General features: G+C 67.7%; 11 protein-coding genes. 1 reads left to right on the forward strand and 10 read right to left on the reverse strand.

All coding sequences use genetic code 11. From position 1 onward, the window contains the following. Positions 1-89: 89 nt before the first annotated feature. The 6 genes from ACFV4R_RS11870 to tdh form a co-directional block, all read right to left on the reverse strand. A complete protein-coding gene (locus ACFV4R_RS11870) occupies positions 90-872 on the reverse strand; it encodes a CPBP family intramembrane glutamic endopeptidase (protein ID WP_377202662.1) in 783 nt (260 codons plus the stop codon). 50 nt (positions 873-922) lie between these two features. Then, complete coding sequence (locus ACFV4R_RS11875; RefSeq protein WP_091719162.1) at positions 923-1714, reverse strand: DeoR/GlpR family DNA-binding transcription regulator; 792 nt, start codon at positions 1712-1714, stop codon at positions 923-925. 105 nt (positions 1715-1819) lie between these two features. Then, positions 1820-3031 (reverse strand): amidohydrolase family protein, encoded by a 1212-nt coding sequence (locus ACFV4R_RS11880; protein WP_377202661.1) that lies wholly within the window; start codon positions 3029-3031, stop codon positions 1820-1822. Positions 3032-3042: 11 nt separating this feature from the next. Next, positions 3043-4152, reverse strand: coding sequence for an NAD(P)/FAD-dependent oxidoreductase (locus ACFV4R_RS11885; protein ID WP_377202660.1), 1110 nt, complete (start codon positions 4150-4152; stop codon positions 3043-3045). Between the two features lie 54 nt (positions 4153-4206). Further along, entirely contained in the window at positions 4207-5403 is a 1197-nt protein-coding gene (locus tag ACFV4R_RS11890; protein ID WP_377202659.1) for a glycine C-acetyltransferase, read from the reverse strand. Positions 5404-5411: 8 nt separating this feature from the next. Then, the gene (gene tdh / locus ACFV4R_RS11895; protein WP_377202658.1) at positions 5412-6458 is read right to left on the reverse strand and encodes an L-threonine 3-dehydrogenase; all 1047 of its coding nucleotides are present in this window, start codon (positions 6456-6458) and stop codon (positions 5412-5414) included. 132 nt (positions 6459-6590) lie between these two features. Here tdh and ACFV4R_RS11900 point away from each other — a divergent pair, with 132 nt between their 5' ends. Next, positions 6591-7502 (forward strand): LysR family transcriptional regulator, encoded by a 912-nt coding sequence (locus ACFV4R_RS11900; RefSeq protein ID WP_377202657.1) that lies wholly within the window; start codon positions 6591-6593, stop codon positions 7500-7502. A gap of 18 nt (positions 7503-7520) precedes the next feature. Here the strand turns inward: ACFV4R_RS11900 and ACFV4R_RS11905 are convergent, their stop codons facing one another. The 4 genes from ACFV4R_RS11905 to gatC all read right to left on the reverse strand — a co-directional run bounded on the left by ACFV4R_RS11905 (position 7521) and on the right by gatC (position 11691). Further along, positions 7521-8114, reverse strand: a complete 594-nt coding sequence (locus ACFV4R_RS11905) for a DUF5666 domain-containing protein (RefSeq protein WP_377202656.1) — start codon at positions 8112-8114, stop codon at positions 7521-7523. Positions 8115-8308: 194 nt separating this feature from the next. Next, the gene (gene gatB / locus ACFV4R_RS11910) at positions 8309-9817 is read right to left on the reverse strand and encodes an Asp-tRNA(Asn)/Glu-tRNA(Gln) amidotransferase subunit GatB (RefSeq protein WP_377202655.1); all 1509 of its coding nucleotides are present in this window, start codon (positions 9815-9817) and stop codon (positions 8309-8311) included. Continuing rightward, a complete protein-coding gene (gatA, locus tag ACFV4R_RS11915) occupies positions 9817-11391 on the reverse strand; it encodes an Asp-tRNA(Asn)/Glu-tRNA(Gln) amidotransferase subunit GatA (RefSeq protein ID WP_377202654.1) in 1575 nt (524 codons plus the stop codon). The genes gatB and gatA overlap by 1 nt, the downstream gene beginning before the upstream one ends. Positions 11392-11394: 3 nt before the next feature. After that, entirely contained in the window at positions 11395-11691 is a 297-nt protein-coding gene (gatC, locus tag ACFV4R_RS11920) for an Asp-tRNA(Asn)/Glu-tRNA(Gln) amidotransferase subunit GatC (protein WP_377202653.1), read from the reverse strand. Positions 11692-11784: the final 93 nt, after the last annotated feature.

Consider the following 11784-nt stretch of genomic DNA (forward strand, 5'->3'; position numbering starts at 1 on the left):
CTGCACCACTACAATCACCACAGGCCCCACACCGCAATCGGAGGCCATCCGCCCATCAGCCGCTTAACCAACCTGCCTGGGCAGTACACCTAGCCCAGCCCCACGGCCTTGCCGAAGAGGCTGAACCCGACGAACGCCACGATGTCCAGCAGCGCGTGCGCGATGACCAGCGGCATGACGCGTTTGGTCCGGGTGTAGATCCAGGCGAAGACAATTCCCATCACCACGTTCCCGATGAAGGGGCCGAAGCCCTGGTACAGGTGGTAGCTGCCGCGCAGCACCGAGCTGACGGCAATCGAGAGCGGCACGCTCCACCCGAATTTGCCGAAGCGGTCCATCAGGTAGCCCACCACGATAACCTCCTCCACGATGCCGTGGCGGATGGCGGAGAGGATCAGCACCGGCACGGTCCACCAGTAGGCGTCCAGGGCGCTGGGGATGATGGCGGTGGTGATTCCGAGGGCACGGCCGGCAGCGTAGAGGCCCAGCGACGGGATGCCGATGAGTGCGGCCAGGCCCACCCCCTGCAGCAGGTCCTTGCCCGGACGGGCGAAGGTGAAGCCCAGTTTCGTGAAGGCTGATCCGGACTGCGGTCCGAGGTCCCCGGAGGACGCCTGCCGGGAGCCTGTGAGGAAGTACAGCACCAGCAGGACCGGGACCAGGGCGAAGATGATATCGAGGAGCTGATACGTCAGGTCGAAGTATTCGCGGGTGCTCTGGGACCGGTTGAGCGTGGAGGTTCCCTCGGCCAGCGGCGCCCGGGTCATCTTGTCCAGGAGCTGCACCACCGAGTACACGGCGGACTGCCCCAGGGACAGGCCCAGGACTATCCAGACTTCGAACGCCAGGCGGCGGCGGGAGGGAACCAGCATGTACCCATCTTGCCTGCAGTTCCTGGGCCGGGGCTGATGGCCCCGCCGTGTCAGGGCACGGGGGCGACGATGACCTCGGTGCCCTTGGCCTCGAAGGCGGCCTTGTCCCGCGGCGAGATGCCGGCGTCCGTGATCAGCCGCGTGAAGTCATAACCGTCCATGGTGGCGAAAGCACGCACCCCCACCTTGGAGGAATCGGCAATGACATAGGAGACCCGTGCCCGGCTGGCCAGCAGGGCATTCACCGAGGCCTCGCCCTCCCCGGTGTTGGTGGGGCCCACCTCGGGGTCGATGCCGTTCACTCCGATGAAGGCGATGTCCAGGACCACCTTCTGCATGATGATGTCCGTGTACGGGCCCACCAGTTCGTAGGACCGCGGGTTGAGGATGCCGCCGGTCACCATCACCTTGATATTGGGCCGCACCGCCAGCTGCCCGGCGATGTTGATGGCGTTGGTGACAACAGTCAGCGTTGACTGGTTGGACGGGGCATTCAGGTCCTCGCGGGTGGCCAGGATCTGGGCCAGTGCCGTGCTGGTGGTGCCACCGCACAGGCCGATGACGGCGCCCGGCCGGATCAGGGCGGACGCCGCCCGGGCGATCTGCTCCTTCGCCTCGGCATGGTCGTCCCGGTTGTAGCGGCCGGGCAGGTCGTAGGCGAGGGCGCCGGTGGTGGCGCCGCCGCGGGTGCGGGTCAGCAGCCGCCGTTTGGCAAGGCTGTCCAGGTCGCGGCGTGCAGTGGCGGGCGATACCCCGAGGGTGTTGACGATCTCGTCCACTTCCACCTGGCCGGTCCTGGCAAGCAAGTCGAGGATGGCGGTCAGACGGTCAGTGCGGGTCATGCGGGGCCTCTCGGTACAACGGCCACCACTCCGGATGACGTTTCATGATCATAACAGACCTAAAACGATCATATAACGTCAAATTGTGCAGGACGGATTCGCTGTTTAACGTTCCCGGACACCGGCCCGCCACACAGCGTACGTCAACGGCATGCCCGGGCGGTAAGCGAGATGGGTGGCAGATGGGGCGTTCAGCAGGTGCAGGTCTGCCCGGTGTCCGACGGCGATGGAACCGACGGCGCGTTGGCCGTCGGCATCGATGCCGCGATCCTTGTGCAGCGCCAGTGCGCCGCCATAGGTGGCCGCACGGACTGCCTCGTGCACGCTGAGCCGCATCTGCAACACGGCCGTGGCCACGCAGTAGGCCATGGAACTGGTGTAGGAAGTGCCCGGGTTGCAGTTGGAGGCCAGGGCCACCTGGATGCCGGAATCCATGAGGGCTCGGGCCCGGGCCAGCGGCTGGCGGGTGGACAGGTCGCACGCCGGCAGGCAGGTGGCCACAGTGCCGCGGACTCCCGTTCCGGTGGCCGGGTCCCAGCCGGACCAGGTTCCGGCCAGGGCGTCGATGTCGGCGCCCGCGAGGTAGTTGACGTGGTCCACGCTGGCGGCACCCATGTCCACTGCCAGCCGGACGCCCGGACCCTCGCCCAGCTGGTTGCCGTGCACCCGCAGCCCCAGGCCGGCATCCCTGCAGGCCTGCAGGACGCGGCGGGACTGCTCCTCGGTGAAGGCGCCTTTCTCGCAAAAGACGTCCGCCCACTGCACGTACGGCCGGACCGCCGAGAGCATCGGCCCGCACACCAGGTCTGTATACGCGTCAGCGTCCTGGCCGGCGGGAACCAGGTGGGCGCCAAGGTAGGTGGCCTGGTCCGCGGCGGTGGAGGCAATCCGGGCGCTGCGCGCCTCCTGCTCCACATCGAGGCCATAGCCGGTCTTCGTCTCCAGGTAGGTGGTGCCCTGGGAGACGGCCTCGGCCACCCTGCCAAGGGCCAGCCGCGTGAGATCGAAATCGGAGGTGGCCCGGGTGGCGTCCACTGTCACCGCGATCCCGCCGGCCGAATACGATTCCCCGGCCATCCGCGCCTCGAACTCCTCCGTCCGGTCCCCCGCGAACAGCAGGTGCGTATGGGAGTCCACCCAGCCGGGCAGCAGGGCGCGCCGCCCCGCGTCGACGGCGTCGTCAGCGGCCGGTGCGCCGGCAGCGGGCCCGATCCATGAGATGCGTTCGTCCTCGATCACCACCGCGGCATCCTTCAGGACCCGGTGCTCCAGGTCCTGGGTCATCAGCTCGGCGATGTTGGTGATCAGGATGCTCATGCTTTCATTCTTCAGCGCCGGATGGACCAGCGCGTGGCCGCCAGCGCCTGCGCTGTCCGGGATTCCGGACTTGGGCCTGCTGGGTTTCCCGGCGTGTTGTCCAGGATTTGCCTCGCGGCCAGTTCGGCAATGGCTGCCGACGTCTGGAATCCGTAACCGCCCTGCCCCGCCAGCCAGTAGAAGCCGGGCGCCTCGGCGTCGAATCCTGCTACGGGAACGCCGTCGGCCGCCTCGGTACGCAGCCCTGTCCAGGCCTTGCGGACGCCCGAGATACCCAGGGTGGTCACCTCATTAAGCCGGTCCACCAGCCGCTCCACGTCCCCTGGCCGTGGCCGGGCGTCCTCAGGTCCGCTGGGCACGTGTTCGGACGGGGAGATGAGCACGCCGTCGCCTTCGCGCCGGAAGTAGAAGGAATTGTCCGCTGCCGCCACCATGGGGCTGCCCTCCGGGAGGGGGCGTTCGACGGCGGCAATCGCCGCGGTGCGCCGGTACGGCTGGAGGCCCAGCTTCTCCACGCCGCTGATAACGGCCAGTTCGTCGGCCCAGGCTCCCGCCGCATTCACCAGCACCCCGGCTTCGAACCCCTCGGCACCGGCACCCACCCTCCAGCCCGAGCCGAGGTGCTGGGCAGAATGCACCCTTGCTCCGGTGATGATGTCCGCGCCGGCCTCCACGGCCCGCCGGCGGTGGTCCTCCAGCAGCAGGGGTGCATTGCTGCCAAAGGACCCGGTATCCAGCCCGGCCGCGGCAAAGGATCCGGGGACCAGCGCCGGGCACAACTGCAGCGCTTCGGCGTTGGTGATGGGCCGCATGGAGCCGCTGGCCTCCGCGTTCACCTCTTCCACAGTGCCGATGAGCATGAAGCTGCGCGGGGTCAGGACGGGCTCGGGGAGTTCGGCATCGCGGGCGGCCATCAGCTCCAGGGTCCGGGCAGTCAGCTCCTGCACCACCGGCGGACCGTAGCTGGGGATGAGCTGGCGGGCGGAGCGGGAGGACGTGTGGTACGCCAGTTCCTGCTCCGCCTCCACCAGGGCCACGGTACAGTTCCCGGCCAGCGCCGAAGCGAGGGACAGGCCCGCAATGCCGCCGCCGACGATCAGGACATCGTAATGAGCTGCCATGCCATCATCCTTGCAGAGATATCGCCGTCCGGTACCCGGAAGGAACAGGCGCCCTTAGGCGGCGGTTTCCGCGCGGCTGGCGACGAACGCACCGACGCACGTTTCGACGTCGTCCGCTGAATGTGCGGCCGAGAGCTGAACCCTGATCCGCGCGGCGCCGCGCGGCACCACGGGGAAGCTGAAGGCGGTGACGAAGACGCCGTGCTGCAGCATCCGGTCGGCCACCTTGGCGGCCAGGACGGCGTCGCCGAACATGACCGGGACAATGGCGTGCTCGCCCGGCAGGAGGTCGAAACCTTCCTCGGTCATCCTGCGGCGGAAGAGCGCTGCATTCTCGAAGAGCCTGCTCCGGAGGTCCGCCGAGTTCTCCACCAGGTCCAGTGCCTTGATGGTGGCGGCGACGATGGCCGGTGCCAGGGAGTTGGAGAACAGGTAGGGGCGGGCCTTCTGCCGGAGCATGGCCACGATTTCGGAACGGCCGGACACGTAGCCGCCGGACGCGCCGCCCAGCGCCTTGCCGAACGTACCGGTGTAGATGTCCACCCGGTGGGAGACGCCGGCGTGCTCAGGGGTTCCGGCGCCGGTGCCGCCCATGAAGCCCACGGCGTGGGAATCGTCCACCATCACCAGCGCGCCGTACTTTTCGGCGAGATCGCAGATGGCTTCCAGCGGGGCGAGGAAGCCGTCCATGGAGAACACGCCGTCTGTGACGATAATGCGGCGGCGGGCGTCCGAGGCCTCCTGCAGCCGCGCCTCGAGTTCGGCCATGTCCTGGTTCGCGTACCGGTAGCGGCGGGCCTTGCAGAGGCGGATGCCGTCGATGATGGACGCGTGGTTCAGGGCGTCGGAGATGATGGCGTCCTCGGGGCCGAAGAGGGACTCGAACACCCCGCCGTTGGCATCGAAGCAGCTGGAGAACAGGATGGTGTCCTCGGTGCCCAGGAACCGCGAGACGCGGGATTCGAGCTCCAGGTGCAGGTCCTGGGTGCCGCAGATGAAGCGGACGCTGGCCATGCCGAAGCCGCGCTCGTCCATGGCATGCTTGGCGGCGCCGATGATGTCCGGGTGGTCCGCCAGGCCGAGGTAGTTGTTGGCGCAGAAGTTCAGGACGTCCGCACCGGGCGCGCCGATCCTGCCTGCGGTGATGTGGCTGGACTGGGGTGAGCTGATGCTGCGCTCGTTCTTGAAGAGCCCTGCCGTGCGGATGTCTTCCAGTTCGTCGCGGAGCTGTTCCTTGATGGAGGTGTACATGGGGTTCCTTAGAGTCGGGTCCAGTCGAGGACAACTTTGCCGCCGCTGCCGCTGCGGGCGATCTCGAAGCCCTTCTCCCAGTCTGTGGCAGGGAGGGTGTCCGTGACCACGGCGGAGATGCCCGCGTGGAGGGCGGGGTTGGAGGACAGCATGGCGCTCATGGCGTACCAGGTTTCGTACATTTCGCGGCCGTAGATGCCCTTGAGCGTGAGCATGTGGGTGACCACCTTGCCCCAGTCGATGGTGATGTCCTGGCTGGGCAGGCCCAGCATGGCGATCCGGCCGCCGTGGTTCATGTTGTCGATCATTTCGGGCAGGGCCGAAGGGTGGCCGGACATTTCCATGCCGATGTCGAATCCCTCGCGCATTCCCAGTTCGCGCTGGGCATCCCGGACGCGGGTGGCGGAGACGTCGATGGTGAGGTCCGCGCCCAGCTTGGCGGCCAGTTCCAGGCGGGGCCTGGAGACGTCGGTAATGGCAATCTTGCGGGCTCCGGCGTGGCGGGCGACGGCGATGGCCATCAGCCCGATGGGCCCGGCACCGGTGATGAGGACGTCCTCGCCCACCAGCGGGAAGCTCAGCGCGGTGTGCACTGCGTTGCCGAAGGGGTCGAAGATGGCGCCAAGTTCGGGGGTGACCGAAGGATCGTGGTGGACCCAGACATTGGTCTCCGGAATGACGACGTACTCAGCGAACGCGCCGTCACGCTGCACGCCGACGCTCACGGTATGGATGCACATCTGGCGGCGGCCGGCCCGGCAGTTCCGGCAGATGCCGCAGACGATGTGCCCCTCGCCGGAGACCCTGTCCCCCACCCTGACGTCGCGGACGTCGGAGCCCACTTCCACCACTTCACCGTAGAACTCGTGCCCGGCGATGAGCGGGGCTTCGATCATGCCCTGCGCCCAGGCGTCCCAGGACTGGATGTGGAGATCGGTCCCGCAGATCCCTGTGGTCATCACCCGGATCTTCACATCGGCCGGCCCGGCTTCGGGTTCCGGGCGGTCAACCAGTTCGAAGCCGGCCTGCGGACCCGCCTTGTACAGAGCCTTCATCGGCTTCCTCGCTTCTTCGTCACGTGCTCGGCAGGAACCTGCCTTTCCCCATTACAGCCCCGGCAACGCTTTAGCACAATGGGAATCTTCTCAATCGACGATGTAGCAATTACTAATGCGTAGACTGGTCGGATGGAGATCCACCAGCTTGAAATCCTGCGCGAACTCGGAGCCCTCGGCAGCGTCAAGGCGGTGGCCGATACCCTCATGGTCACCCCGTCCGCTGTCTCCCAGCAATTGGCCCTCCTGCAGCGTTCCGTGGACGTTCCGCTCACGCGCAAGGAGGGGCGGAACCTGGTGCTGACGGACGCAGGCCAGGTGCTCGCGGACGCCGGGGCCGCCGTCGTCAGTGCCATGGCGGATGCCCGCGCAGCCATCGGCAGCTACCACGGCTCGAGCGGCGGACGCGTCACCGTCAGCGGCTTCCACAGCGCCGGCCAGGCCGTGTTCGCCACCCTGGCCCGGATCCTGGAGGGTCCGGGGCAGCCCCAACTCGAACTGTCCGACGAGGACGTGGCGCAGCAGGACTTTCCCGCGCTCACCGCCCGGTATGACCTGGTGCTGGCCCACCGGATGGACCACAGCCCGGGATGGCCCACGGAACGGGTAACGGTGGTGCCGCTGCTGCACGAACCCCTGGACGTGGCCCTGCCCGCGGCGCATCCGCTCGCAGACAAGGCGTCGGTCACGGCGGACGACGTCGGAGGCGAGGCCTGGGTGACCAGCCACGCCGGGTACTCCCCCGCCGACGTCCTGTCCGCCGTCGCGGCCGTGTCCAGCCGGGAACCGACCATCGTGCACCGCATCAACGACTACTCCACCGTCGCCGCGCTGGTGGCCGCCGGCGGCGTGATCGGGCTGCTCCCCCGGTACACCGCCGGCCCCGTCCTGCACCCGGACATCGTGCTGCGGCCGCTGAAGGGAATCAGCACCAGGCGGCGGATCGATCTGCTGGCGCGCCCGGAAAACCTGAAGCGGCGATCGGTGATGACGGTCTGCGAGGCGCTGCAGGACATCATGGCGGGGCTGGTGAAGCAGGGCTGACAGGCGCGGAGGCGTGGATCAGGCGCCGGAGCCTGAAGGGTTTCCCTGGCCCTGACCATGCCCCTTGCCGTGTCCGTTCCCATTTCCGCCGTGCCCGTGCCCGTGTCCATGGCCGCGGCCCGGACCCGGGCGGTCTCCGCCGCCCTCGGCGATCCGCTGGGCGGTTGCGGTCTCGCCGTCCCTGACGCCCGCAACCCGGACCACGTCACCGGTGGCGATGTCCGCGATGGTGCCGTTCCTGGTGACCTTCGTGTCCGCGGTGACCGTGTAGGCCTGGGTGAAGCCGTCCTCACTCTTAATGGTGATCGACGTGCTGCTGACGGCCTCCACCGTTCCGCGCTGCTCAATGACGGTCTGGAAGGTTCCGTCCGCCTTTTTCACGACGCTCTCGCCGTGCTGGAACTGTGATCGCCCTGCTTTGTCGGGCCTTGCCTGCTTGCCGTCGTCGCCGGGCGCGGAAGGAGAAGCGGGCATGGAAGGCGACGCGGACTGGGTGGGCGCGGGCGTGGGGGAATCTGCTGACCATGCCAGCGCCGCGCCGGCCCCGGTCAGGGAAAGGGCAATGGCACCCGCCAGGAGTGCCTTCCGTGTCTTCAAGGTCTTCGGTCCCATGTCCGCCACTTCCTTCACCCGGCCTGCCGCCCGGCAGGCCCCGACGGCTCCAGTGTAGGACCGTGCGGCGACAGTGGATACGGGTATTTTCCAGCCGCCCCCGAGTAGGTCCTTAAAGCCCAACTGGGTCGCAGTAGATGTCGTTTTGAGGGCTCAAAACGACAATAACTGCGACCCAGTTGGGGGTGACGCTATTACGCGGTGACGCCCAGTTTCTCCAGGATGAGCTCGCGGACGCGGCCCGCGTCGGCCTGGCCGCGGGTGGCCTTCATGACGCCGCCAACGATCGCGCCGATGGCCTGGACCTTGCCGCCGCGGATCTTGTCCGCGACGTCCGGCTGCGCGGCGAGGGCTGCATCGATGGCTTCCAGCAGGGGTCCGTCGTCGGACACGACGGCGAGGCCGCGCTTCTCCACGATCTCCGCCGGGGTGCCTTCCCCGGCGAGGACGCCGTCCAGTACCTGGGCTGCCATCTTGTTGTTGATCTTGCCGGCTTCCACCATCTGCGCGAGTTCCACGATGGTGGCGGGCTGGACGCCCAGCTGGCCGGGGTCGACGTCGGCTGCCTTGGCACGGCCCACGATCTCGCCCATCCACCACTTGCGGGCCACGGAGGCGCTCGCACCGGCGGCGATGGTTTCCTCGATCTCGTCCAGGACCCCAGCGTTCACCACGTCGCGGAATTCGAGGTCAGAGTAGCCCCAGTCGGCCTGCAGGCGCTTGCGGCGCTCCGCCGGCGGCTCGGGGAGGGTGGCACGGAGCTCTTCGACCCATTCACGGGACGCCACCACGGGGACCAGGTCCGGTTCCGGAAAGTAGCGGTAGTCGTCGGCGTCTGACTTGGGCCGGCCTGACGTGGTGGTGCGGGTGTCCTCGTGCCAGTGCCGGGTTTCCTGGACCACCGGGTTACCGGCGTCCAGAACGGCGGCGTGGCGCTGGATCTCGTAGCGGACGGCGTGTTCGACGGCGCGCAGCGAGTTCACGTTTTTGGTCTCGGACCGGATGCCGAACCGTTCGCGGCCGTGCGGGCGGAGCGAAACGTTGGCGTCGCAGCGGACGTTGCCGCGTTCCATCCGGGCATCGGAGACGCCAAGGTTCTTGACGATCTCACGGACCGCTGCCACGTAGGCCTTCGCGAGCTCGGGGGCGCGGGAGCCTGCCCCTTCGATCGGCTTGGTGACGATCTCCACCAACGGCACGCCGGAGCGGTTGTAGTCCACCAGGGAGAAGTCAGCACCCTGGATGCGGCCGGCCGCGCCGCCCATGTGGGTCAGCTTTCCGGCGTCCTCTTCCATGTGGGCGCGCTCGATCTCCACACGGAACACGGTGCCGTCGGCCAGTTCGATGTCCAGGTAGCCGTCGTACGCAATGGGGTCCTCGTACTGGGACGTTTGGAAGTTCTTGGGGGTGTCCGGGTAGAAGTACTGCTTCCGGGCAAACGTGCAGGACTCGGCGATCTTGCAGTTCAGCGCCAGGCCGATCTTGATGGAGGACTCGATGGCCGTCCGGTTGACCACCGGCAGCACGCCCGGAAGGCCGAGGTCCACCTCGTTGACATTGGTGTTCGGCTCGTCGCCGAACACGTTGGGTGCAGAGGAGAACATCTTGGTTTTGGTGTTGAGCTCCACGTGGACCTCGAACCCCAGGACGGGATCGTACTTCTCCATGGCTTCTTCGAAGCTCAGGATGGTGTCGGTGCTCATTATTTAGCCTCCTGGGTTTCGAGGGTGCCGGACGTGGCGAGTTCGGGGGCCTGCGCGAGCAGCGGTCCGCCCCACTTTTCTTCCAGCAGGGTTTCCAGCACGGCACCTACGCGGTAGAGCCTTGCGTCCTCGCGGGCGGGGGCCAGCAGCTGGATACCGACGGGAAGCCCGTCCTCGTCCGCGAGGCCGCCCGGGAGGGACAGACCGGGGACACCGGCCAGGTTGGCGGGGATGGTGGCGACGTCGTTGAGGTACATGGCCAGCGGATCGTCCAGCTTTTCGCCGAGCCTGAACGCCGTGGTGGGCGCCGTGGGGGAAACCAGGACATCCGCCTGCTCAAACGCGGCGTCGAAGTCGCGCTGAACCAGCGTGCGGACCTTCTGCGCCGAGCCGTAGTAGGCATCGTAGTAGCCGGCACTCAGGGCGTAGGTGCCCAGGATGATGCGGCGTTTGACCTCATCGCCGAAGCCTGCCGCGCGGGTAGCGGCCATCACCCGTTCAATGGTGAGCGGCGGATCGGTGGGCAGGACCCGCAAACCGAACCGGACGCCGTCGAACTTGGCCAGGTTGGAGGAGGCCTCGGAGGGCATGATCAGGTAGTAGGCACCGAGCGCGTACTGGAAGTTGGGGCAGGAGACCTCGACGATTTCCGCGCCGGCTTGCTTGAGCAGCTCCAAGGATTCGTTGAAGCGGCTTTCGACGCCGGCCTGGTAGCCCTCGCCGTGCAGCTCCTTGATGATGCCGATCCGCAGGCCTTCGACGTTGCCGGTCTTCGCGGCGGCGACGAGGTCGGCCAGCGGTTCGGGCAGCGAGGTGGAGTCGCGGGGATCGTGGCCGCCGATGACCTGGTGCAGGAGTGCGGAGTCCAGCACGGTCCGGGTGACCGGCCCGATCTGGTCCAGCGAGGAGGCCATGGCGATGGCGCCGTAGCGGGAGACACTGCCGTAGGTGGGCTTGACGCCCACCGTGCCGGTGACGGCACCGGGCTGGCGGATGGACCCTCCGGTGTCCGTGCCCAGGGCCAGGGGGGCCTCGAACGCGGCGACGGCGGCAGCGGAACCGCCGCCGGAGCCGCCGGGGATCCGGTCCAGGTCCCAAGGGTTGCGCGTGGGTCCGTACGCGGAGTGCTCGGTGGAGGAACCCATCGCGAACTCGTCCAGGTTGGTTTTGCCCAGGATGGGCATCTTCGCGGCCCGCAGCCGCTCTACGACTGTGGCGTCGTAGGGGCTGTGCCAGCCTTCGAGGATCTTGGAGCCGGCCGTGGTGGGCTGGCCGACGGTGACGATGAGGTCCTTGACGGCGATGGGGACGCCGGCCAGGTAGTGCAGGGCCTCGGCTTCAGCGCCGCCGGCGGCGCGGATGGCGTCAACTTCGGCGGCGACGGCGAGCGCTTCCTCCGCGTTGACGTGCAGGAAGGCGTTGACGCCGCGTTCCCCGCCGTCTACTGCGGCGATCCGGTCCAGGTACGCCTGGGTGGCCTCGACGGCGGTGACCTCACCGGCGCGGAGCTTCTCGGCAAGATCGGCTGCGGACAGGCGGATCAGGCCCTCGGCAGTGGTGTTCTGTTCAGTCATGGTTTATGCCTCATCCAGGATTGCCGGGACCTTGAAACGGTTGTCGTCCGAGTCCGGGGCTCCGGACAGCGCCTGCTCGGCGCTGAACGTGTGCCCCACCACGTCCTCGCGGAAGACGTTGGTCAGCGGAATGGGGTGCGAGGTGGCCGGGACGTCGTCTCCGGCGGCTTCACTGACGGACTTGACCGAATCAACGATGACGGCGAGTTCTCCGGCCATCCTGTCCAGCTCTTGGTCACTCATCTCGATGTGAGCGAGCCGCGCGAGGTGCGCAACATCGTCACGGTTGATCGCAGCCATGGATCTCCCCTGCAAAGTTCGGATTGGTTTCCGATCCATTCTAGTGGGGAAACGCAGATGCCCGTCTGACGGCCCCCAGCGGGCGTCAGACGG

Origin of the sequence: Pseudarthrobacter sp. NPDC059871, from assembly GCF_042731175.1 — a bacterium.
In the GTDB taxonomy this organism is placed as follows: Bacteria; Actinomycetota; Actinomycetes; order Actinomycetales; family Micrococcaceae; genus Arthrobacter.